Annotated in this window: 23 protein-coding genes; 12 read left to right on the top strand and 11 right to left on the bottom strand. The window is 62.2% G+C overall.

Translation table 11 applies throughout. The features are described 5' to 3' along the window. Positions 1–51 precede the first annotated feature (51 nt). Together pip and CLU92_RS20785 are read right to left on the bottom strand one after the other, a co-directional pair. Positions 52–1,008 carry a prolyl aminopeptidase gene (gene pip / locus CLU92_RS20790; protein WP_101483433.1) on the bottom strand — a complete coding sequence of 319 codons (957 nt, stop codon included), beginning with the start codon at positions 1,006–1,008 and terminating at the stop codon, positions 52–54. 85 nt (positions 1,009–1,093) lie between these two features. Beyond that, positions 1,094–1,576: an Lrp/AsnC family transcriptional regulator gene (locus CLU92_RS20785; protein ID WP_010393611.1), complete on the bottom strand. Its 483-nt coding sequence runs from the start codon at positions 1,574–1,576 to the stop codon at positions 1,094–1,096. 165 nt (positions 1,577–1,741) lie between these two features. Here CLU92_RS20785 and CLU92_RS20780 point away from each other — a divergent pair, with 165 nt between their 5' ends. After that, positions 1,742–2,362, top strand: a complete 621-nt coding sequence (locus CLU92_RS20780) for a LysE family translocator (protein ID WP_257561136.1) — start codon at positions 1,742–1,744, stop codon at positions 2,360–2,362. Here CLU92_RS20780 and CLU92_RS20775 read toward each other — a convergent pair. The 5 genes from CLU92_RS20775 to CLU92_RS20755 form a co-directional block, all read right to left on the bottom strand. Next, on the bottom strand, positions 2,299–3,750 hold the full coding sequence (locus tag CLU92_RS20775) for a hypothetical protein (RefSeq protein ID WP_101483432.1): 1,452 nt from the start codon (positions 3,748–3,750) through the stop codon (positions 2,299–2,301). The genes CLU92_RS20780 and CLU92_RS20775 overlap by 64 nt on opposite strands. Before the next feature lie 118 nt (positions 3,751–3,868). Continuing rightward, positions 3,869–4,609, bottom strand: coding sequence for an acetoacetyl-CoA reductase (gene phbB / locus CLU92_RS20770; protein ID WP_071325827.1), 741 nt, complete (start codon positions 4,607–4,609; stop codon positions 3,869–3,871). A gap of 213 nt (positions 4,610–4,822) precedes the next feature. After that, positions 4,823–6,001 (bottom strand): acetyl-CoA C-acetyltransferase, encoded by a 1,179-nt coding sequence (locus CLU92_RS20765; protein ID WP_099761085.1) that lies wholly within the window; start codon positions 5,999–6,001, stop codon positions 4,823–4,825. A 211-nt stretch (positions 6,002–6,212) separates the two neighbouring features. Next, complete coding sequence (gene phaP / locus CLU92_RS20760; protein ID WP_101483431.1) at positions 6,213–6,698, bottom strand: TIGR01841 family phasin; 486 nt, start codon at positions 6,696–6,698, stop codon at positions 6,213–6,215. Between the two features lie 129 nt (positions 6,699–6,827). Then, the gene (locus tag CLU92_RS20755; RefSeq protein WP_101483430.1) at positions 6,828–7,736 is read right to left on the bottom strand and encodes a LysR family transcriptional regulator; all 909 of its coding nucleotides are present in this window, start codon (positions 7,734–7,736) and stop codon (positions 6,828–6,830) included. Between the two features lie 118 nt (positions 7,737–7,854). Between CLU92_RS20755 and CLU92_RS20750 the strand changes: the two genes are divergently transcribed. The 4 genes from CLU92_RS20750 (at position 7,855) to minE (ending at position 11,846) form a co-directional block, all read left to right on the top strand. Continuing rightward, positions 7,855–9,762: a 5-methyltetrahydropteroyltriglutamate--homocysteine S-methyltransferase gene (locus tag CLU92_RS20750; protein WP_101483429.1), complete on the top strand. Its 1,908-nt coding sequence runs from the start codon at positions 7,855–7,857 to the stop codon at positions 9,760–9,762. A gap of 228 nt (positions 9,763–9,990) precedes the next feature. Beyond that, positions 9,991–10,740 (top strand): septum site-determining protein MinC, encoded by a 750-nt coding sequence (minC, locus tag CLU92_RS20745; RefSeq protein WP_101483428.1) that lies wholly within the window; start codon positions 9,991–9,993, stop codon positions 10,738–10,740. A gap of 37 nt (positions 10,741–10,777) precedes the next feature. Next, positions 10,778–11,593, top strand: coding sequence for a septum site-determining protein MinD (gene minD, locus CLU92_RS20740; protein ID WP_071325832.1), 816 nt, complete (start codon positions 10,778–10,780; stop codon positions 11,591–11,593). A gap of 1 nt (position 11,594) precedes the next feature. Then, positions 11,595–11,846: a cell division topological specificity factor MinE gene (minE, locus tag CLU92_RS20735; RefSeq protein ID WP_034752886.1), complete on the top strand. Its 252-nt coding sequence runs from the start codon at positions 11,595–11,597 to the stop codon at positions 11,844–11,846. Between the two features lie 40 nt (positions 11,847–11,886). Here minE and CLU92_RS20730 read toward each other — a convergent pair whose 3' ends face one another. After that, a complete protein-coding gene (locus tag CLU92_RS20730; RefSeq protein ID WP_101483427.1) occupies positions 11,887–12,396 on the bottom strand; it encodes a hypothetical protein in 510 nt (169 codons plus the stop codon). A gap of 168 nt (positions 12,397–12,564) precedes the next feature. On the opposite strand from CLU92_RS20730, the gene CLU92_RS20725 reads away from it, so the two are divergent. From CLU92_RS20725 to CLU92_RS20695, 7 genes are all read left to right on the top strand, one after another. After that, on the top strand, positions 12,565–13,254 hold the full coding sequence (locus tag CLU92_RS20725; RefSeq protein WP_101483426.1) for a response regulator transcription factor: 690 nt from the start codon (positions 12,565–12,567) through the stop codon (positions 13,252–13,254). A 92-nt stretch (positions 13,255–13,346) separates the two neighbouring features. Beyond that, on the top strand, positions 13,347–14,621 hold the full coding sequence (hemA, locus tag CLU92_RS20720) for a glutamyl-tRNA reductase (protein WP_101483425.1): 1,275 nt from the start codon (positions 13,347–13,349) through the stop codon (positions 14,619–14,621). A 94-nt stretch (positions 14,622–14,715) separates the two neighbouring features. Beyond that, complete coding sequence (prfA, locus tag CLU92_RS20715) at positions 14,716–15,792, top strand: peptide chain release factor 1 (RefSeq protein ID WP_101483424.1); 1,077 nt, start codon at positions 14,716–14,718, stop codon at positions 15,790–15,792. 218 nt (positions 15,793–16,010) lie between these two features. Beyond that, entirely contained in the window at positions 16,011–16,481 is a 471-nt protein-coding gene (locus CLU92_RS20710) for a disulfide bond formation protein B (protein WP_101483423.1), read from the top strand. A gap of 10 nt (positions 16,482–16,491) precedes the next feature. Next, complete coding sequence (gene prmC, locus CLU92_RS20705) at positions 16,492–17,322, top strand: peptide chain release factor N(5)-glutamine methyltransferase (protein ID WP_101483422.1); 831 nt, start codon at positions 16,492–16,494, stop codon at positions 17,320–17,322. A 215-nt stretch (positions 17,323–17,537) separates the two neighbouring features. After that, on the top strand, positions 17,538–19,151 hold the full coding sequence (gshA, locus tag CLU92_RS20700; RefSeq protein ID WP_101483421.1) for a glutamate--cysteine ligase: 1,614 nt from the start codon (positions 17,538–17,540) through the stop codon (positions 19,149–19,151). Positions 19,152–19,179: 28 nt separating this feature from the next. Continuing rightward, positions 19,180–20,223, top strand: coding sequence for a histone deacetylase family protein (locus tag CLU92_RS20695; protein WP_101483420.1), 1,044 nt, complete (start codon positions 19,180–19,182; stop codon positions 20,221–20,223). On the opposite strand, the gene CLU92_RS27540 is transcribed toward CLU92_RS20695, so the two are convergent. From CLU92_RS27540 to CLU92_RS20685, 3 genes are all read right to left on the bottom strand, one after another. After that, positions 20,180–20,824: a PEP-CTERM sorting domain-containing protein gene (locus CLU92_RS27540; RefSeq protein WP_180338549.1), complete on the bottom strand. Its 645-nt coding sequence runs from the start codon at positions 20,822–20,824 to the stop codon at positions 20,180–20,182. The genes CLU92_RS20695 and CLU92_RS27540 overlap by 44 nt on opposite strands. 179 nt (positions 20,825–21,003) lie before the next feature. Next, complete coding sequence (locus CLU92_RS20690; RefSeq protein WP_101483419.1) at positions 21,004–21,786, bottom strand: LytTR family DNA-binding domain-containing protein; 783 nt, start codon at positions 21,784–21,786, stop codon at positions 21,004–21,006. Further along, on the bottom strand, positions 21,779–23,038 hold the full coding sequence (locus CLU92_RS20685) for a histidine kinase (RefSeq protein WP_101483418.1): 1,260 nt from the start codon (positions 23,036–23,038) through the stop codon (positions 21,779–21,781). Before CLU92_RS20685 ends, CLU92_RS20690 begins: the two co-directional genes overlap by 8 nt. Positions 23,039–23,214 lie beyond the last annotated feature (176 nt).

The following is a 23,214-nucleotide window of genomic DNA, read 5'->3' as shown; positions in this document are numbered from 1 at the left end:
AGCAGGTGGCGCACGCCGGCTGGCAGCTTTGCCAACCGGCATGTTTAAATGTCATGCGAAGCCGCGCCCCGGGACGAAGCGTTCGGTGGCGCGCACCAGCGCCGAAGCGATGCCGTGCTCCAGCGCGCCATGGCCCGCGTCCGGTATCATCTCCAGCTGGGCGCCAGGCCATGCCTGCTGCAGGCGGTAGGCTGACAGGGGCGGGCAGATGGCGTCGTAGCGTCCCTGAACGATGACGGCCGGCAAATGCGCGATGCGCCCCATGTTGCGAATCAGCTGGTCCTCCTCGAAGAAACCAAGATTGGCCATGTAATGCGATTCAAGCCGGCCCACGCCCAGGTCCAGCGCATCGTTCGGCGCATCTTCCGGCTGCGGCATCAGGTACACGCGGCGGCCCTCGAAGCGGCTCCAGGCGCGTGCGGCCGGCCAGTACACGGCGGGATCGCTGCTGAGGATGCGTTTCACGTAGGCCGCCAGCAAGTCGCCCCGTTCTTCCAGCGGGATAGGCGCGGCAAATTCCGCGTACAGTTCCGGATAAAACCAGCGCACGCCTTCGATGAACCAGTCGATCTCCGCCTGCGTGCACAGAAAAATGCCGCGCAGCACGAAACCGAGACAAGCTTCGGGATGCGCCTGGCCATACGCCAGCGCCAGGGTCGAACCCCAGGAACCGCCAAACACCAGCCATTGGGTGATGCCGAACTGGGCGCGCAGCACTTCGATATCCTCGATCAGCAGTTGCGTCGTGTTGTTGTGCCATTCGCCCAGCGGCGTGGACTTGCCCGCGCCGCGCTGGTCGAACAGGATTACGCGGTAGCGCTGCGGATCGAAGAAACGGCGGTGCTGCGGCGACAGGCCCGCGCCGGGACCGCCATGCAGGAACAGCACGGGAATGCCGTCGGGATTGCCGCACTCTTCCCAATAAATGGTGTGCAGGTCATCGACCGCCAGCATGCCGTGCCGGTTCGGCGTCAGGACGGGAAACAGGGGCGACAGGGAATCAGGCATGGCGGTCCTCGCAGAAGGTCTGGAAGCCAGGCAGCGGATGCCTGGCAAAGACCCAATTATAGTGCCATAGTGCGCCCCCGGCGCCTCAGGCCAGCGGCAAGGGAAGGCGGTTCGACGACTTGATTTCGCGCATCGACAGGCTGGACTGGATTTCCGCCACGCCGGGCAGGCGGCGCAGCACGGTCGAGACGAATTCGCCATACGCTTCCAGGTCGCGCGCCACCACTTGCAGGAAATAATCGGCTTCGCCCGCCACATTGTGGCACGACAATATCTCGGGTATCGTCGCGATGGCTTGCTCAAACTGCGAGGGTTGCTCGCCGCCATGGTTGGCAAACACGACGCGCACGAACGCGACCAGGCCGATCCCCAACTTCTTGCGGTTGAGCAAAGCCTGGTAGCCGGTGATAAAGCCTTCCTCTTCCAGGCGGCGCAAGCGGCGCCAGACGGGGGTTTCACTGAGCTTCAAGCGCTCGGCCAGGCGCGCATTCGACAGCCGTCCTTCATCCTGCAACAGCCTGAGTATCTGCAAATCGGTGGCGTCGAGGCTAACTTCTGAAATTTTCATCTATTTTTTGTTTTTATAGGAGTGGAATCTACCCGAATACTAGGGTATGCAGGGCAGGAAAAGCAAGCACATTTCATCACGACAAGAACATAATGGGGCCCGGCGAGCATGCGGCAAGCGGCCGTTGCTCCCGCCCTTACTTTTTGCCTGTGACCGAGCTGCGCCATGTCCGATTCTACCTTCCTGATGTACCTGCTGGCACTGGCCGGCGCCTTTTTATTACCAGGTCCCGACATGGCGCTGGTGCTGGCGACGGGCGCGGCGCGCGGCGTGGCCACGGCGCTGGTGACGGCAGTGGGCATCGCCGGTGCACGGGCCGTGCACGTGGCGCTGTCCGGCGCGGGCCTGGCGGCGCTGATGGTGACACATCCGCAAGCCTTGCAGTGGGTCAAATGGGCAGGTGCCGCCTATCTGCTGTACCTGGCGCTGCGCCTGTTACAGTCGGCCCTGTCGAAAAAAACGGCGCAGGAAGAAGGCGCCCCCGCCACGGCGCACGGCGCCCGCGCCAGCCTGGTGCGCGGCTTCCTGACCAATCTGCTCAATCCGAAGGCACTGCTGTTTTGCAGCATGTTCCTGCCGCAATTCGTCGTCGGCAGCGAGCATGTCGGCATGCAATACCTGCGCCTGGGCGCTGTCCTGGTGCTGATGGGCCTATTGTTTGATGCCATGTACGCCGTGCTGGCCGCGCGCCTGGCGCACCGCCTGCGCGGCAAACCTTCGCCTTACGGCAAGTTCGTGCTGCCCACCGTCTTCGTGCTGCTGGCCGGACGGCTGGTGCTGGGCTGAACTGTCGGCTGCACCGGCGCCCCGCCTGCAAAGAAGGCGGGGTACTCCTTCAGCAGGCTACGTTCAAGCTCGTTAGCCTTACGAAATTGCCGCAGCGACGGCGCCATGACCCGCCCCGCATCCCAGCTGCGCCAGGCATTCGGCGCATCGAACTGCGCCAGCAAGGCGTCGCCCAGGTCCTGGTACACGACCGCCATCCGCGGTTTTGCCTGCAGCACTTGCAGATACAGCGCGGTCGCTTCCGGCCATTGCCCCAGCTTGGCGCGCAAGTTCCCTTCGAACAAGGCCAGTACGGGCTGCTCCAGTCCCGTTTTTTCTCTTAATTCCTGCACGGTGGCCAGCCCGGCCGCGATGCCCGCCGGGTCCTTGGCCAGCAGCCCCCGCGTCAAGTCGTGAATGGGCTCGCACTCCTGCATGGCCAGTTGCTGCCGGGGCGTGAGTTTTTCGACCAGCGCGCCCGTGGAAAAATGGTCTTCCAGCATGCTCAGGAAGGCCTCAAAGGGTTTCTCTTCCGCAAACAGACGCTCCGCTTCAGCCCGCAGCGGGGGATGGGCCTGGGATCCCAGCGGCGGCAACCGCGCCGCCTGCGTCAGCACTCTTTCGAGCGTCGGCGCGTCGGCTGCCAGCGGACGTGGCCGGTAAGCTGCCAGCGTATACGTGGCGGGCGCACCCGCCGTCATGGCGCTGATGCGGAAATGGCGCGTGACCGTGCCGCCCACTTCCTGGTAGTGCAAGGTGAAGTCGGCGGGAATGCGCTTGCCATCGGCCAGCATCTTCAGCAACAACGGGTGACCGCCCCAGGTATAGCGCAGGTACTGGGCGAACGCCGTGGCGTCGTCGCCGCTGACGGGGCTGCCGGCTATCCCCAAACGCAGCAGAGGCTGCTCGTCGAGCGACCACAGCACGGCGCCGTCCTGCACCTGGGGCTGCAGTGCATTGCGCCGCCTTGCCGCCGGCACGGACAGCGCTTGCTCCTCATATACGGGCGGCGTGACGTGGGGCGGCGTGACGTGGGCCTGCAAGCCGCCAGCCTGGAGCGCGCCGGCCATGCCCTTGCGGTGTCCGATCTCGATACGCCGATAAGCCGCCACGTCGAACAGCGAATACGCGTCGTAGGTAGATGCCGCCAAATCGATGACGTAGCGGCGGCGCGAGGCAAAATCGAGCACGGACAGGCTCTTGCCATCACGTACGCTCAGGTAATGCGGGCCCAGCACGACATCACTATCCTGCTTCTCCTGCCGTGGCAGCGACTTTTTCGCGCCGGGCTGGTCGGTACGCTGCGTGGTGACGCTGACGTGAAACGCGACGCTGGCCTGGACAGCGGTAGTGCCCAGGAGAAGGAAGGCAAGCACGCTGGCACGGCGCAAGGCTGGAAAGAGGGTCATGGAGATGATGCAGTGGAGAAATACTGATTCTAAGGCAAAGCACGCGCTTGTCCCGTTTTGCTCGCCAGCATAAAAAAAAGACAGCCGCAGCTGTCTCTCTTTTTTACCTCAACAACGATTACGACATGTGCTGGCCGCCGTTGATCGAGATATTCGCGCCCGTGACGAACGCTGCCTCATCGGAGGCCAGATAAGCGACCAGACCGGCCACTTCTTCCGGCTTGCCCAGGCGCGCCATCGGAATTTGCGGGATGATTTTGCTGTCGAGCACTTCCTGTGGAATCGCCATGACCATCTTGGTGCCGATGTAGCCTGGCGAAATGGTGTTGACGGTAACGTTCTTGCGCGCCACTTCCAGCGCCAGCGACTTGGTGAAACCATGCATGCCGGCTTTCGCGGCCGAATAGTTGGTCTGGCCGAAGGCGCCCTTCTGGCCATTCACGGACGAGATGTTGATGATGCGGCCCCAGCCGCGTTCCACCATGCCGTCGCAAACGGGCTTGGTCATGTTGAAGACGGAATCGAGGTTGGTGCCCATCACGGCATCCCAGTTCGGCTTGTCCATCTTCTTGAACGTCATGTCGCGCGTGATGCCGGCGTTATTCACCAGCACGTCGACAGGACCGATGTCCTTTTCCACGGCAGCCACGCAGGCGGCCGCCGAGTCGTAGTCGGCCACATCGCACGGATACGCCTTGAAGTCATAGCCCATGTCCTTGGTTGTTGCCAGCCATTCCGCGACCTTCGGATTGCCTGGAGAATAGGTTGTGACCACGCGATAGCCGAGCGCCGCCAGCTTGAAACAGACCGCTTCTCCCAGACCACCCATGCCACCAGTTACCAATGCAACTCTTGCCATTTTCATCCCCTCAGTGTCGTTCTGTTGCTAAAAAGTTAATTATTTAATTAAAGCTATCCTGTCCCGCCGATCCAATCCAACGGCGGATTACATCGAATCTAACCGTAGCGAGCGGCAGCGAGTTGTGGCTAAGAAGCGCAACCGTGCTCTAGCACGGTGAGCATCGCAGGCCACAAATCGCGACGCGCAGTAGCTTAGGTTCGATGTCCACCATTAGTCGCGCTCGATCGCCAGAGCAACGCCCATGCCGCCGCCGATGCACAACGCGGCCAGGCCTTTCTTGGCGTCGCGGCGTATCATTTCGTGGATCAGGGTGACCAGGATGCGCGCGCCGGAGGCGCCGATCGGGTGGCCGATGGCAATCGCGCCGCCGTTCACATTGATCTTGCTGGTATCCCAGCCCATTTCCTTGTTGACGGCAATCGCTTGCGCGGCAAACGCTTCATTGATTTCCATCAAGTCCAGCTCTTCATGCGTCCAGCCGGCTTTTTTCAGGCACAAGCGCGAAGCGGAGACGGGGCCCATGCCCATGACGGCCGGGTCCAGGCCCGACGAAGCGTAGGCCTTGATGCGTGCCAGCGGCTTCAAGCCCAGTTCTTTCGCTTGCGAGGCCGACATCATGATGACGGCGGCGGCGCCATCGTTCAGGCCGGAAGCATTGCCGGCGGTGACAGTGCCGTCCTTGGCGAACGCGGGGCGCAGGCCGGTCAGCGATTCCAGGGTCGAGCCGGGCTTGATGTATTCATCGCTATCGAAGACGACAGTGCCTTTTTTGTTGGCGATTTCCAGCGGCAGGATTTCATCCTTGAACTTGCCCGCTTTTTGCGCCGCTTCCGCCTTCAGTTGCGACTGCAGCGCGAATTCATCCTGCTCGGCGCGCGTCACTTCGTATTTCTTGGCGACGTTTTCCGCCGTGATGCCCATGTGGTACTGGTTGTACACGTCCCACAGGCCGTCGACGATCATGGTGTCGACCATCTTGAAGTCGCCCATGCGGAAACCGTCGCGCGAGCCGTTCATGGCGTGCGGCGACGCACTCATGTTTTCCTGGCCGCCGGCGATGATGATGTTGGCGTCACCACATTTGATCGCTTGCGCCGCCAGGTGCGTGGCCTTCAGGCCGCTGCCGCATACCTTGTTGATGGTGAATGCCGGGATGGAGCTGGGCAGGCCAGCCTTGATGACGGCCTGTCGCGCGGCGTTCTGGCCGACGGCGGCCGTCAGTACCTGGCCCAGGATCGCTTCGCCGATCAGGTTCGGGTCGATGCCGGTTTGTGCCAGCAAGCCCTTGATTACATGTGCGCCCAGTTCGGACGCGGGAATCTTGGCCAGACTGCCACCGAATTTGCCGACTGCGGTACGGCCGGCGGCCACGATTACGACATCATCCATTTATTTCTCCGATATGCAGGCCACGAGGGCCAAGGTCAAGGTGCTAATACAATCCAATGAATCCGGGAAGACACAGCAAGCTGTGTTTCATTCTAGCGCGGCATGCGCCGCAGTTCCAGCGCCGCACCGCAGGCGGCGGCGATCACAGCCTGCTTGCGGTGGCGGCCACAGGCCGGGCGCGGCGGATAGCCGCTGCCGGGCCGCAACGCGCCTACGTTTGACGAGCAGGGCGCGTGTTTTTATTTTTATCATACCCTTCATCGGCGCCGCCGAAAGTGGTTTTTAGAAAATTATTGAAGGGAATAGTCAGGGGCACGGGCGTTTGCTTTACCACCTGCAACAGCTCGCCAAATTTTTGACGCGATGCAGCAAACTCACCCTTTGTCACAGTATCGAATTTCTCCTGGGTTTCTTGAGCAACATCCTTTGCCTGGCGGTTATATGCACCGATGCGTTCGATGGCCAGTTGCGACTGTGTACGCGACAGTTCCAGCAGCGCTTGCGGATCCTTCGCGGACAGCAGCTGATTGCCCGCCACCGTAGCGGCGGCCAACGCCGCGCGGGCCGCATCGAGCTGCAAGTCCAGCACGCTGGCACCGCTGTCGACGGCAGCCTGGACATACGCTTGCGCACTGATCAATTGTGCTTCCATCACGGCCTTGCCGGCGCGTGCCCATTGTTCGGAAAATGAAAACATGTCGTTCCTCTCCAAAGAGTAGACGGCGCCATGTTGCGCCGCACAGTGCTCAACTGTAAGCGGTCGTTCATTACTAAACCTTGATATTTATCAATGTTCCCTGTTGGTTTGTTTCCAATACAACGCTAATCAGGACAACAATTTGATACCGTCGAGCGAGGCCGCGCACTGCTCGCGTATCACACTGACGAAATCGCGCACATACGCCTTGTCTTGCAACTGCTCCGGCACCGAGACATACAGGTCGCTCCACAAGCCCTGTTCGCCCACCGGGCGCGCCACCACATAATCGTAATCGACGTAATTCTTGATGGCCCAGTTCGGCAAAGCGGCGATGCCGCGCCGGCTCGCCACCAGTTGCAGCACGGCCACCGTCAGTTCCGCCGTGCGGCGTTCAAACTGGATGCCGGCCGGCCGCAGCACTTCGCGGATCAGATCGATGCGCTCTTCCGGCACCGGATAGGTGATCAGGGTCTCGCCCGTAAAGTCGGCCGCCACGAGCCGGCGCTGCGCCTGCAGGCGGTGCTTCTGCGCCATCACCACCAGCATTTCAAAGCGGAACAGGGGAAACACGGTGAAATCGGGGCCATACGGCGAGCCGATCACGAGGTCCGCCTCGCCCGAGCGCAGCAAATCCGCCGGTTCGCTGTGAAAGCCCGACACCAGGTCGATCTCCACTTCCGGCCAGCGCTGGCGGAACGCATCCATCACCGGCATGAGCCAGTCGAAGCAGGTATGGCATTCGAGCGCCACGCGCAACTGCCCCTGGTCGCCCTGCGACAGGCGCGCCACCTCGCGCTCGGCCAGCTCGATCTCGGGCAGCAGCTTGTCGGCCAGCTCCAGCAACCGGCTGCCCGTGGCCGTAAACGCGATCGGCATCGACTTGCGCTCGAACAAGGGCGCCTTGTAGCGCTCTTCCAGCAAACGGATCTGGTGCGACAGGGCCGACTGGGTCAGATTGAGCAGTTGCGCGGCGCGCACCAGGCTGCCGGACGAACGCAAGGCACTCAGGGTGCGCAGGTGGCGGATTTCTAGCATCGGGAAATTGGGGGATGTACGTGAATTATTTTCATGTTATTCGGCAAAATGTTTCGTTTTGATTATAGATCAAGTTGCCGCACACTCTAGCGCATTCACATTAAATCTCGATGACATCATGACCATTTGTACCCACATCCTTGGCTTTCCCCATATCGGTGCCGCGCGTGAACTGAAACTGGCGCTGGAAAGCCACTGGCGTGGCGAGGTATCCGAGGCCGCCCTGGAAGCCACGGGCCAGCAACTGCGCGCGGCCCACTGGGCGCAACAAAGGGGCGCCGGACTCGACTACGTCACCGTAGGCGACTTCGCCTTTTACGACTACATGGCCAACCATATCCAGCTGCTGGGCTGCGAACCGGCCCGTTTCAATTTCGCGCCAGAGCAGTCATCGCTGTCGCGCTATTTCACAATGGCGCGCGGCAACGACAATCATGCCGAACCCGCCGCTTGCAACCATGGCCATGCCCCCCACGAACACAGCGCTGGCAATCCCGCGCTGGAAATGACCAAGTGGTTTGACAGCAATTACCATTACCTGGTGCCCGAATTGTCGCCGCAGACCCGCTTCTCGCTGGCTTGCGAGCGCCTGCTGGCGGAAGTGGCCGAGGCGCAAGCGCTCGGCCACCAGGTCAAGGCGGCCCTGATCGGCCCCCTCACCTTCCTCTGGCTGGGCAAGGAAAAGACACCGGGTTTCGAGCGCCTGGCCCTGCTGGAACAGTTGCTGCCCGTCTACAGCGCCCTGCTCGACCGCCTGAAGCAGCAAGGCGTGACGTGGGTGCAGGTCGACGAACCGATCCTGGGCCTGGATTTGCCCAACGCCTGGCGCAGCGCCTTCGAAAGCACGTATTGGCAGTTGAACCAGGTGGGCGTGAATATCTTGCTGGCCACGTATTTCTCGCCGCTGGAAGAAAACCTCAGCCTGACGTGCCGCCTGCCCGTGGCCGGCCTGCATGTCGACGGCATCCGCGCGCCGCATGAATTGATCAGCGTGACGGACTGGCTGCCCGCGCATAAAGTCTTGTCGATCGGCATCGTCGACGGGCGCAACATCTGGCGCACCGACCTCGACGCGGCCCTCGCCGTGCTGCAGCCACTGGCAGCCAAACGCAACGGCAACCTGTGGCTGGCGCCGTCATGCTCCCTGCTGCACGTACCGTTCAGCCTGGAAGCCGAGACGGAGCTCGACGGTGAAATCCGGACCTGGCTGGCGTTTGCCACGGAAAAGCTGTCGGAGATCGCCGTCCTCAAGGGCGCGCTCGAAGGCCATCCCGATGACGCCGCGCTGGCCGCATTGGCCATGTCTCGCCTGGCCATTGCCAGCCGCCGTACCAGCCCCCGCGTGCACCGTCCGCAAGTGACGCAGCGCCTGCAACTGCCCGACTTCCCGACAACGACCATCGGCTCCTTCCCGCCAACGACGGCCATCCGCCAGGAAGCGCTGGGCCTGGACGTACTCGTGCATGGCGAAGCGGAACGCAACGACATGATCGAATACTTCGGCGGGCAATTGGACGGTTTCGCCTTCACGCGCCTGGGCTGGGTGCAATCGTACGGCTCGCGCTGCGTCAAGCCTCCCATCATCTACGGCGACGTGCAGCGCCCGGCCGCCATGACCGTCGAATGGACGGTGCACGCGCAAAGCCTGACGCATAAACCGGTGAAGGGCATGCTGACGGGGCCGGTGACGATCTTGCAATGCTCGTTCGTGCGCGACGACCAGTCGCGCGCCACCACGGCGCTGCAACTGGCCCTGGCCATCCGCGACGAGGTGGCAGACCTGGAAACGGCCGGCATCGGCAGCATCCAGATCGACGAGCCGGCCATCCGCGACGGCTTGCCGCTGCGCCGCGGCCAGTGGGACGCCTACCTGGACTGGGCCACGCGCGCCTACCGCATCGCCGTGATTCCACCAGCCCATTTACGGGTCAACCCGGACTGCGGCTTGAAGACGCGTGGCTGGCTGGAAACGGAAGCGGCTGTAAAAAATATGGTTGCGGCGGCACGGCAGATGCGCGCGGCTTGATCCAGGACAGCGCCTTCAGGGCGCATTCTCGGCGGCTTGCGGGGCGGCGCACCGGTTTTCCGGGGCACCGCCCATTTTTTTTGACATGAAGTAGGTGTTGCCCTGCGGAATAGCACGCGCCAGGCCCCTGATGCTGATTTTTTTGCAGTAGAATGCAAGAAATTTACTGCTCCCATTGTTGCCATACGGAACATCTGGCCTGCCGCAGTTTCACTTTGATAAATGTTTATGTCCAAAAGCCCGTCGCAGAAGCCTATCGAAATCAAGATTTCCACCGTCGTTGCCGTCTCCGCCATTATGCATAGCGCCGATACGCAGGCACTCGATGCCGCCTTGCGTGACATGACGGGAGGCGTGGCGGACTTTTTCGAAGACGACCTGGCCGTACTGGACGTGGCCGCCTTGCCGCCCGGCAGCGTACCCATCGACTGGGCCGCCCTCGTGGCACTGCTGAAAAAATACCGTTTGAATGCCGTGGCTGTGCGCAATGCGCCGGCCGAGATGCATGACGCCATCCTGGCGCAAGGCTTGAGCCTCGACAGCGGCAAGACGCGCGACGATGCCCCGCCCAAGGATGGCCCCAAGGATACCGCCACGGCGGCCGCCCAGTCGGGCGCCGAAGCGCAAGTGATGGTGATCGACACGCCCGTGCGTGCCGGCCAGCGCATTTACGCGCGCGGCTGCGACCTGATCATCACCGCTGTCGTCAACAATGGCGCCGAAATCATCGCCGACGGCAGCATCCACGTGTATTCGTCGCTGTACGGCCGCGCGCTGGCCGGCGCCTCGGGCAATGCCCAGGCGCGCATCTTCGCACTGTCCATGGAACCGGAACTGGTCTCGATCGCCGGCGTGTACCGCACGTTCGAGGATGGTTTCCCTGCGGAAATGGCGCGTGGACCCGCGCAAATTCGTTTGGCTGGAGACAGAATCGATATACACTCTGTCAATCCGGTCACTCCCGTGAACCGCTCTTAAGCTGCACAATTCAAGAGATATCTGAAAAGGATTATTTGTGGCAAGAATTATTGTTGTGACGTCCGGCAAGGGCGGTGTCGGCAAGACGACCTCTAGCGCCAGTTTTTCCACTGGTCTGGCCATGCGCGGCCACAAGACAGCCGTGCTCGACTTCGACGTGGGCCTGCGCAACCTCGACCTGATCATGGGTTGCGAGCGCCGCGTCGTGTATGACTTGATCAATGTGATCAACAAAGAGGCGACCCTGAACCAGGCCTTGATCAAGGACAAGCACTGCGACAACCTGTTCATTCTGCCTGCCTCGCAGACGCGCGACAAAGATGCCTTGTCGGAAGAAGGCGTGGAACGCGTGTTGAACGACCTGATCAACATGGGTTTCGAATTCATCATCTGCGATTCGCCAGCCGGCATCGAGCATGGCGCGCTGATGGCGCTGACGTTCGCCGACGAAGCCATCATCGTCACCAACCCGGAAGTGTCGTCGGTGCGCGATTCGGACCGCATCCTCGGCATCTTGCAAGCCAAGTCGCGCCGCGCGCAGACGGGCGGCGAGCCGGTCAAGGAACATTTGCTGATTACCCGCTACTCGCCGAAACGCGTGGAATCGGATGAAATGCTGTCCTACCAGGACGTGCAGGAAATCCTGCGCATCCCGCTGGTGGGCATCATTCCGGAATCGGAACAAGTGCTGGCCGCCTCGAACCAGGGCAATCCTGCCATCCATTTCAAGGGGACGGATGTGGCGCAAGCCTATGAAGACGTGGTCTCGCGTTTCCTCGGCGAAGATGTCGAGTTGCGCTTTACCAACTATGAAAAGCCTGGATTACTCCAGCGCATTTTTGGGGCGAAGTGATATGGCCTTGCTTTCTTTCCTGTTCCCCCCCAAGCCGAAGACGGCCACCGCGGCAAAGGAACGCCTGCAGATCATCATCGCCCGCGAACGTAGCGGACGCGACGGTCCGGACTTCCTGCCCGCCCTGCACAAGGAATTGATCGCCGTCATTTCCAAGTACACCAAGGTCAATGCCGACGACATCAAGATTTCGCTGGACCGCCAGGGCAACCTGGAAGTACTCGACGTCAACGTGGTACTGCCGGACGCATAGAGCCTGTCCCAATAGATGCCGCTCCCCACTGGGATAGGCTCTAGGTCTGATCCGGCCTGACCGTGAGCAATTCCTGCGCCACCGCGGCGCAGGCGTTCACGTGATGGTTGCCGATCTGGCGGAACACCGCGTAACCGATGGCTGCCGCCACCGCCTGCCCGGCGAACGGCACGAAGCGCGCCACCTGCTTGGTGGCTATCTTGACGCCACTGCGCTTGAGCAGCTGGAGGATCAATTCGCGCGACACCAGCTTCCCTACCAGCATGCCGCCCATGCCCACCGCCGCGCGGTAGGCCATCATCTTGAACTGCGGGTTGAGGCGCTCGATCTGTTCGGGCGTCAGGCCGAATTCGTGGTTGATATCGTTAATCAGCATGGAAAACAGTCCGACATCCGACATCAGGTCGATGCCAGGAATGGGAATGGCCGAGGCACCCGCCGACATCACGGCACGCCGCTGCACCAGGCGCCGGCAACGCTCGCGCACTTGCTCGATTTCGGCACGACTGGCCGGTATCAGGGTCCAATCCGTGCTGCTATTGTCTGTCATTGCCGTTCCTCCGCAGTAAGGGGTAGATGAACAAGTGTAACGTAAAGGTCCAAGCTGCCGATTTCACTGGACACAGTTGCAATCTCTGTTATATTTCACTTGAGCATTCCTTAACATTACGATAAGCAGAGCGGACCGTCTGTTTGTTGTTACACATTCCAGCCCATTATGCGAATTGCCGTACTCGATAGCGACCATAGCCAGGCAGAACTGATCTGCCAGGTGCTCACCGCCGCCGGCCACGCTTGCCACGAGTTTCAGAGTGGCAAGGAAATGCTGGGGCAATTGCGCAAGGACAGTTGCGACATGCTCATCCTCGACTGGCATGTGAGCGACCTGGATGGTGCGGAAGTCTTGCGCCGCGCCCGGGAAAAACTGGCGCCAAAGGCACCCGTGTTGTTTATGACCAACAGCTCGGGCGAGGACGATGTGGTGGCCGGCATGACGGCGGGTGCCGATGACTACATGATCAAGCCCTTGCGGCGCAGCGAACTGACTTTGCGCACCCAGGCGCTGTTGCGCGTGGCTTACCCGGCCCAGAATGGCGCCGAATATTTGCAATTTGGTCATTACACGTTTGAAACCCGCCCCGGCCGCCTGCTGAAGGATGGCGAAGTGCTGGACGTGACGCACAAGGAATTCGCCCTGGCGCTGCTTTTTTTCCGCAACCTGGGCCGCCCCCTGTCGCGCGCCTATATCCACGAAGCCGTGTGGCAGCGCGACACGGCCCTGCCCTCGCGCACCATGGATACTCACGTCTCGCGCGTGCGCAACAAGCTGCAGCTGAAACCGGAACACGGCTACCGCCTGGTGCCCGTCTACAGTTATGGTTATCGCCTTGAAAAACTGGGCGGGTGACGCCCACGCATCCGGACCAAAACAGGCGAACTGCTCAAAGCGCGGGCACAAGGCGTTATAATGTCGGCATAAGAATTCCCAACAGCCCTGAAATGCAACTGCTCGCCGTCGGCCTCAACCATACCACCGCCCCAGTGTCGCTCCGCGAACAGCTGGCGTTTGCGCCTGAGCATCTGGGTCAGGCGGTGATGGCGGCGCGGACCTGGTTCCAGCGCATCGACCTGCGCGACAACGACGAAGCGGCCATACTCTCGACGTGCAACCGCACCGAGCTATATTCGGCCAGCCATGTGCCGAACCCGCTCGACGCGGGCGCGCATTTCCTGGCCGATTATCACAAGCTCAACTACAGCGAGCTGCGCCCCCATTTATATATGCTGCCGCAGCACGATGCCGTGCGCCACACCTTCCGCGTCGCCTCCGGGCTGGACTCGATGGTGCTGGGTGAAACGCAGATCCTGGGGCAGATCAAGGATGCCATCCGCACGGCCGACGAGGCGGGCGGCCTGGGCACGTATCTGCACCAGTTGTTCCAGCGCAGCTTTTCCGTCGCCAAGGAAGTGCGCAGCAGCACGGAAATCGGCGCCCACAGCGTTTCCATGGCGGCCGCCGCCGTGCGCCTGTCGCAACGCATCTTCGATAAAATTGCCGAGCAGAACGTGCTGTTCATCGGCGCCGGCGAAATGATCGAATTGTGCGCCACGCACTTTGCCGCGCAGAACCCGAAAAGCATCACCATTGCCAACCGCACCATGGAACGGGGCGAGGAACTGGCGCACCGCTTCAATGGCAAGGCCATCCGCCTGGCCGACCTGCCGGAGCAACTGCACCAGTTCGACATCGTCATCTCGTGCACGGCGTCGTCCTTGCCGCTGCTGGGTCTGGGCCTGGTCGAGCGCGCCATCAAGGCGCGCCGCCACAAACCCATGTTCATGGTCGACCTGGCCGTGCCGCGCGACATCGAATCGGAAGTGGGCCGCCTGAACGACGTCTTCCTGTACACGGTCGACGACCTGGGCAAGGTCGTGCAGACGGGCCTGGAAAGCCGGCAAGCGGCCGTGGCGCAAGCCGAGGCCATCATCGAGACGCGCGTGCAATCGTTCATGAGCTGGGTCGACGACCGCGCCATGGTGCCCGTCATCCAGCATTTGCATGAAAACAGCGAAGCGCTGCGCCTGATCGAAGTGGAACGGGCGCGCAAGATGCTGGCCAAGGGCGCCGACATCGATGCCGTGCTGGAAGCGCTGTCGAAAGGCTTGACGGCCAAGTTCCTGCACGGTCCGCAGCAGGCGCTGCACCATGCGCAGGGCGACGAGCGCAAGCAGCTGGTCACCCTGCTGCCGAAATTGTTCCGCCCCCGCCGTTAGCGCAGCCCCGCTGGCCGCCCGCGCGGTCGCCCCCTGCCCGCCTGCCGGGCGTGCCGGACCCGCCCCCCCCTACACTCTTTTACCGCGAATCGCTATGAAACCATCCATGCTGGCCAAACTCGATCAACTGGCGAACCGCCTGGTCGAACTCGACGAACTGCTGATGCACCCGGACGCCACGTCGAACATGGACAGCTACCGCAAGATGACGCGCGAGCACGCCGAACTGGGCCCTCTGGTGGCCTTGTACCGCTCCTACCAGGAAGCGGGCAACGATATTGCGGCAGCGCAAGAGATGCTGGGCGACCCGGACATGAAGGAATTCGCGCAGGAAGAGATCGAGGCGGCGAAGGCCACCATGGCGCGCCTGGAACGCGAATTGCAAACCATGCTGCTGCCGAAGGACGTCAATGACGAGCGCAATATCTTCCTGGAAATTCGCGCCGGCACGGGCGGCGACGAATCGGCCCTGTTCGCGGGCGATTTGTTACGCATGTACTCGCGCTTTGCCGAACGCAACCGCTGGCAGGTGGAACTGGTATCGTCGTCCGACTCCGACCTGGGCGGCTACCGCGAAGTGATCGTGCGCGTGGTCGGCAACGGCGCGTATTCAAAGCTGAAATTCGAGTCGGGCGGCCACCGCGTGCAGCGCGTGCCGGCCACGGAAACCCAGGGCCGCATCCACACGTCCGCCTGCACGGTGGCCGTGATGCCGGAAGCGGACGAAGTGGAAGACGTCAACATCAACCCGGCCGACCTGCGCATCGATACCTACCGCGCCTCGGGCGCGGGCGGACAGCACATCAACAAGACGGATTCCGCCGTGCGCATCACCCACTTGCCCACCGGCATCGTGGTCGAATGCCAGGATGACCGCAGCCAGCACAAGAACAAGGCGCAAGCGATGAAAGTACTGGCCGCGCGCATCAAGGACGTGCAATTGCGCGAACAGCAGTCGAAGGAAGCGGCCACCCGCAAGAGCCTGATCGGTTCGGGCGACCGCAGCGAGCGCATCCGCACTTATAATTTCCCGCAAGGCCGCCTGACGGACCACCGCATCAATTTGACCTTGTACAAGCTCGATTTCATCATGGATGGGGATTTGACGGAACTGACGAATGCTTTGGCGGCTGAGCACCAGGCCGAGCTGTTGGCAGCGCTGGGCGATTAAACGCTGGCGCCGTTGTGTCGGCTTACGCTGCGCTAAGCCGACCTACGAAGCTGCGGCGATGCGCCTTGCCCTGAACACTTTTCAAAGCGCCCAGCCAGTTGTAGGTCGGCTTAGCGCGCAGCGCGTAAGCCGACAGCTTTAAGTAGCGGCTAAGCAATAAAAATCGGCCCTTGTGCGAGAATGCCTAGCTCGCTTCCATCCACCTCACCGTGTCGCCCATGAAAAATTCACGCACCGTCCTCCTGTTGATCTCTGCCCTGTGTTTCCTGATGCTGGGCGTGGCCATGTATTTGCAGCATGCCATGAACATGGCACCGTGCCCGCTGTGCGTCATCCAGCGCTACCTGTTCCTTGCCATCGGCATCGCCTGCCTGGCAGGCGCCGCGGCCAACCGGCAGAAAATCGGCGCCGGCATCGGCGTTCTGGCGGCCCTGGGCGGCCTGGGCGTGGGCGCCAAGCATTTGTACGTGCTGGCCCATCCCGGCTTCTCGTGCGGCATCGACCCTGTGGAAACGGCGCTGAACAAGATTTTCACGGCGCAAGTCATGCCCTTCATGTTTGAATCGTATGGCGCCTGCGAAAACGCTGGCGAGCCGTTCTTCGGCCTGTCGATCCCGCAATGGGCGTTCGCCTGGTTCGCCATTTTCGCCCTCACCTTGCTGTGGACTCTGCTACGCCGCAAACAATAACCATCTATTTATGCCAGAAACACTGATCCCCGCCGGCAGCACTGTCGGCGCCCTGCAAATCCGCCCGCTGCTCGACCCGCTCGACAACCGCATCCTGCTGGGCCACGCGCTGGGTCTGTCGCGCGTGAGTCTGATCACACAATCAGAGCGTGTGCTCACGCCCGATGAAGCCGAACGTCTGTCTGGCTTGCTGGCGCGCCGCCTGCGCGGCGAACCGATCGCCTACATCGTCGGCCAGCGCGAATTTTTCGGCTTGCCGTTCGAAGTCAACGACGCCGTGCTGATTCCCCGCCCCGACACGGAAGTACTGGTGGAACTGGCGCTCGAGCGCCTGCCACCGGGCGGGCGCGTGCTCGACATGGGCACGGGCAGCGGCGCCATCGCCGTCGCGCTGGCATACACGCGGCCCGACGCCGTGGTCACGGCTCTGGATGTCAGCAGCACGGCGCTGGCCGTGGCGCGCCGCAACGCCAGCGCCAACGGCGTCAACATCACCTTCATGGCCAGCGACTGGTTCGAAGCGCTGGGCACGGAAAAGTTTGACCTGATCGTCTCCAATCCCCCCTACATCGCCAGCGGCGACCGCCACCTGGCCGAAGGCGATTTGCGCTTTGAACCGACGGGCGCGCTGACCGACCATGCGGACGGCCTGTCGGCCCTGCGCATCATCGTCTCCGGCGCCGCGCGCCACCTGGCGTCAGGCGCCTGGCTGCTGATGGAGCACGGCTATGACCAGGCGGCCCAGGTGCGCGAGCTGCTGGCCGCCGCCGGCTACAACAAAGTGCAAAGCTGGCGCGACCTGGCCGGCATCGAAAGAGTCAGCGGCGCCCGCCTCGGCTAAGCACGACAAGCTGCGCAAAGCTTGACCCGGCGCGCGCCAGATCCCCCCGCAGTTTGTTAAAATATCAAGCGAATTCCTGACCGAAGCGCCGTCCCCGTTCCCCGGGGCGGACGCTGGCGACGCGGCGTTTTTTGGGCCGGCGCCGACGCATTTGCCAAAATTCGGTTAATCTCAGCACAAATTATTTATATGCTGCACAAGAAAGGAAGCTCAAATTGCCCAACCTGTTGACTCGCCGCCTGGCATTGCTGACCGAAGATGCCAACCGCGCGCTGCTGGGCGGCTTGCGCGGCATCGAGCGTGAAACCCTGCGCGTCGACCATGCCGGCCATCTGGCTTCCACGCCCCACCCCATCGCCCTGGGCTCGGCGCTGACGCACCCTGAAATCACCACCGACTACGCCGAAGCGCTGCTCGAATTCATCACGCCGGCTGAAAGCGACATCGCCGTCACGCTGGACAAGCTCGATACCGTGCACCGCCACGCCTACAGCCGCCTCGGCGACGAATTGCTGTGGAGCCAGTCAATGCCCTGCCAGCTGCCGCCCGAAGCGGACATCGCGATCGCCAACTACGGGACGTCGAACATGGGCATGCTCAAGCACGTCTACCGGCGCGGCCTGGCCTTGCGTTACGGCAAAGCCATGCAATGCATCGCCGGCATCCACTACAACTACTCGCTCGACGAGCAGTTGTGGCAAGTGCTGGCCAGCCATCCGGACACCAGCGCCAGCCCGCACCACGCGGCCGCGACACCGAAGGACGTGCAGTCGGAAAGCTACCTGGCGACGATCCGCAATTTCCGCCGTTACAGCTGGCTGCTGATGTACCTGTTCGGCGCTTCGCCGGCCCTGTCCGCCGGTTTCCTGCGCGGCCGCGCGCACAAGCTCGATACCTTGTCCGACGACACGCTGTTCCTGCCGTACGCTACCAGCTTGCGCATGAGCGACCTCGGTTACCAGAACGATGCCCAGTCCGGCCTGCGCCCGCACGAAAACAGCCTGGAAGACTACGTCAACGCGCTCACGCACGCCGTCAACGACCCGTATCCGCCGTATGCGGCGCTGGGCACCAAAAAGGATGGCGAATGGATCCAGCTGTCCACCAACGTGCTGCAGATCGAAAATGAATACTATTCGACCATCCGCCCCAAGCGCGTGATCCGCACGGGCGAACGCCCGATCCAGGCCCTGTGCCTGCGCGGCGTGCAGTACATCGAAGTGCGCTGCATGGATGTCGACCCGTTCGAACCGGTCGGCATCAGCCTGGAAACGGGCCGTTTCCTCGATGCGTTTTTGCTGTTCTGCGCGCTCGACGACAGCGGCCCCATCTCGGCCGAGCAAAGCGCCTGCTACACGAACAATTTTGCCCGCACCGTCAAGGAAGGGCGCAAGCCGGGCTTGACCCTGCGCCGCGACGGCGAGGAAATCACCCTGCAGGCGTGGGGCGAGCAATTGCTGGCCCGTATCGCCCCCGTGGCGGCCTTGCTCGACTCTCGCAACGCGGCGCGCCAAGGCGGCACGTCGCATGCGGACAGCCTGGCGGTACAGGCGGCCAAGCTGGCCGACCCGGACATGACGCCATCGGCAAAGGTATTGGCCGAGCTGCGCGCCAACGGCGGCTCTTTTGCCGCCTTTGGCCTGCGCCAGAGCGAACGCCACGCCGCCTACTTCCGCGCGCATCCGGCAACAAAGGAACAAAGCGCGTATTTCGATGAAATGGCCGCCAGCTCGCTGGCCGAGCAGCGCGCCATGGAAGCGGCGCCCGCCGGCAGCTTCGACGATTTCGTCGCCGCCTACCGCGCCAGTACCCTGTGTTCGCACACCTGATCCTGCCTGACTTTCTGCCTGGCGCCCCATGCTGACCTTCTACAATGAATTGCACAGCCAGCACCGGGGCCGCTTCGAGATGTTTCGCGGCACCATGGTGCCCTGCTTCGAGACACCCGAGCGGGCCGACATGGTGGTGGCCGAACTGGGACGGCGCAACCTGGGCCGCATCGTCACGCCGCACGGCGTGCCGCTGACGTCGCTCGAACGCATCCACACGCCGCGCTACCTGCATTTTTTGCGCCACGCCTGGCAAGACTGGCTGGCGCTCGACCCCGCCAATGCGGGCAAGGACGCACTGCCATCCGTGTGGCCCGTGCGCACCTTGCGCAGCGACATCGAACCGGACGACTTCACGGCCAAGCTGGGCCTGTATTCGATGGACAATGGCACGCCGCTGACGGCCGGCACGTGGACGGCGGCCAAGACGGGCGCCGACTGCGCCGTCAACGCGGCCCACGCGCTGCGCCTGGGAGAGCGGGCCACGTTTGCCCTGACGCGCCCGCCCGGCCACCACGCGGGCAGCGATTTCTTTGGCGGCTACTGTTTTCTGAACAACGCTGCCCTGGCCGCGCAGCATTTGCTCGACGACGGCGCCCGCAAGGTCGCCATCCTCGATATCGATTACCACCACGGCAACGGCACGCAAAGCATTTTCTATGCGCGCGACGACGTGCTGTTCGCCTCCCTGCACGCCGACCCGCGCAGCGAATATCCGTTTTACCTCGGCCACGCCGATGAAACGGGCAGCGGTGCGGGGCTCGGCTACAACGTCAACCTGCCGCTGCCGGCCGGCACGTCCACAGCCAGCTGGTTCGCCGCGCTGGAAACGGCCTGCCTGCGCATCAATATGTACGCGCCCGACGCGCTGGTGGTCTCGCTCGGTGTGGATACTTTCGCCGGCGACCCGCTGTCGCACTTCTCCCTGCAAAGCGGCGACTACCTGCGCGTGGGCGAGCGCCTCGCGCATTTGAATTTGCCCACCGCCTTCATCCTCGAAGGCGGCTATGCGGTCAAGGAAATCGGCATCAATGTGGTGAACGTCCTCGAAGGTTTCGAGACGGCTGAATAGAGGCGACGCTCAAACCGGCAAGCCCTGCTTCAGCAGAAGTCTTACGGCGGCGTACCCGTGCAAGGCACATGAGTGCTAGGCCGGCGGGCAGCATCAACGCGACCGTTGGCTCAGGAACGGGTGCCGGGGAAATCGTAAAGGTCGTCTGGTCGGACCAGTCATAACGATTTTCCCATCGTGTTCCCGGCCTACTCCCACCGCTGAGGAAGTAACTGCCGATAACGGCCTGGCTATACGAGGAGTGCGGACCATCATAGCTACCAGTCTTGGTTGCATAGTTCAGTTTACCATCCAGCGTATAACTGAAATTGCTGACTTCACACCGGTAGTGGGAGGAAGTATTGCATCCATAATCGCCTCTCCGGATAGGCCAAAACAGGTGACCCTGGGTGAGGAAATAGCTCAGCTCATCAACTGTAATCACGCTGTCCGCATTTCTGTCCTCCCCGCTAAAGCTACCGTGGAAAGTCGCATCGGAATCGAATACGCCAGTGGCCGCGTCGACAAAGCCTTGATAGGTAAACTCCCACGTCGTCGGCTGCGCATGGGCAGCAGATATTCCAGCGACAAGTAGCATGGCGCACAACAGCTTCTTTTTCATGGTTTCCTCATATTTTTGCAAAGCGCCATAAAGGCGCATCAGGTAGATGTGCCAATCACATCTGACGGCATGCCGCCACGTTAATATTATCATAATTAAATATAAATATGATAATAAACGATGGGCGAAGAAAGTATGAAAAACCGTGCGCTACGGTTTTGAAAACGGCGCAATAGCGGCTACATATTGCGGAACAATGCCATGAACGGCTGGCTCACGGCCAGGGTTTCCGGCCGCGTTTTCAGACGCAAGGCGCCGCGTCCCACCTCGTCGCGCGTGACGGATGCCACCATCTTCATGTTGACGATGGTGGAGCGGTGGATCTGCTTGAAAATGGCCGGGTCAAGCACGTCGAGCAGTTCACGGATCGGCTTGCGCAGCAGCGCCTCGCCGTCCGCCGTCATGACGGCCGTGTACTTGGTGTCGGACTGAAAATAAACGATGTCTTCCACCATGATCAGCCGCGTATCCTTGCCGCTGCTAGCCGTCAGCCACACCAGCGGCGGCGACTTGGCGGCCGCCGGCAAGGCGCTGCTCAATTGCTGCAGCAAGCCGGCCAGCGCACCGTCATCCACCTGGGTCTTGCCGGCCCGTGCCTGCACGCGCTGCAAGGTCGCTTGCAGGCGCTCGCGGGCTATGGGTTTTAATAGATAATCGACGGCGCCGTTATCGAAGGCATCGATCGCGTACTGGTCGTAGGCGGTGACGAACACCACCTGCGTGGTGGGACTCGCATCGAGCGCGCCGGCTGCCACTTCCAGCCCCGTCAGGCCAGGCATGCGGATATCGAGGAAGGCGACGTCGGGTCGCAGGGTGGCGATGGCGTCGAGCGCCGTGCCGCCGTCGTCGCAGGCGGCGACGATACGCAGTGCCGGCCACTCTTCGGCCAGCAGGGCCACGAGCGCCTCGCGCAACAGGGTTTCGTCTTCGGCGATGACGCAAGTCATCTCAGGCTTATGCATAGGAGACTCCTTGCGCCGTGCTGTCGGGCACCGTGATAGTGGCCGTCACGCCATCGGGGAAATTGGCGAGGATGGAAAACGACGCGGCCGCACCATAAGTCAGGCGCAGGCGTTCGCGCACATTGCGCAAACCGATGCCCGTGCCGGCGCCGTCGTCGCTGAAACCCTTGCCATCGTCGGCCACCGTGACGATCACCGTGCCGTTGCCGCTGCGTGCCATGATCCAGATGGTGCCGCCGCCGCTTTTCGGCTCCAGGCCATGCTTGATGGCGTTTTCCACCAGGGTTTGCAGCATCATCGGCGGCAGCTCCGTCTGGCGCAGGTATTGCGGTACCTCGATCTGCAGGTTCAGGCGCGCGCCCATGCGGATTTTCAAAATATCGAGGTAGGCGCGCGCCCGTTCCAGTTCCGTGCCCAGGGTCGACATGGCTTGCTCCGTGCGCGGCAGCGAGTGGCGCAAATACAAAATCAGGTTACCCAGCATCTCGTCGGCGCGCACGGGATCGCTGCGCGTGAGCAGCTGCGCGCTGGCCAGGGTGTTGTACAGGAAGTGCGGCTCGACCTGCGCATGCAGCAGGCTCAGTTTGGCCACCGTGAGCTCCTTTTCCGTCACCGTCTGGCGCGCCTCGGCCTGCTCGCCGCGCCGACGCTGCGCCACCCGGCGCGTCATCGCCCGCGTCACCGCTTCCGCGTTTTCCAGGTTGCTGCCATGGTCGACGAGGAACCAGTCGGTCCAGGCATTGCGCGCCGGCTCGCAGATCAGGGTCACGCTGCCCGCCTCGCCATTCGGCGTGACGGTGGCGAGGATCTGGTTCGGCCGCGGCTCCAGGAATCCCAGCAGGCGCATGCGGGGCAAACCCGTGTGCATGTAAGGCGCCGCCCGGCGCACGCGAGCCTGCACCTGCAGGCTGTCCCGCGCGCTTTCGACCACTTCGCTGCCCGGCAGTTCGCGGATGGCCGCGTCGATCATGTCGAACACCTCGCCCGCCTCAAACGGGATCTCGATCTGGCGCCGCTGGCGGCTCGACAGGGTGCCGGGGTTGACGGCGTCGGCGATCAGGCGCACGCGGCGCACGTGCGAAAACGCATTCGTGATGACGGCGCTGGCCAGCAACGCGCCGACGATGACAAAGAAGCTTTCCGTGTGTCCGAAAATGTGGCGCAGAAAGGTCTCGACCAGGAGGGAGGTGGCGATGATGTAGGTGAGCATCGTGGCCAGGGTGAGGCGGAAAATAAAAAAGAGGCTGGTCATGATTTTTCCTTGGTATAGAAGTGGGCCAAGCATAACCATAGCCCCCGGGGACGGTGGCCATTATGCGATGGAAGGGCAATACTGGCGACAAAGGCAAGAAAATAAAGCACAAATGGGCGTCGCCCGAAAATAAAATCGCTTGCAATTAAATAGTGCACGATATATATTGCATGCAT

Origin of the sequence: Janthinobacterium sp. 61, from assembly GCF_002846335.1 — a bacterium.
Taxonomy (GTDB): Bacteria; Pseudomonadota; Gammaproteobacteria; order Burkholderiales; family Burkholderiaceae_D; genus Janthinobacterium.
The sequence above is the reverse complement of the archived record's forward strand: the minus strand, read 5'-3'. Positions and strand labels throughout refer to the sequence as shown.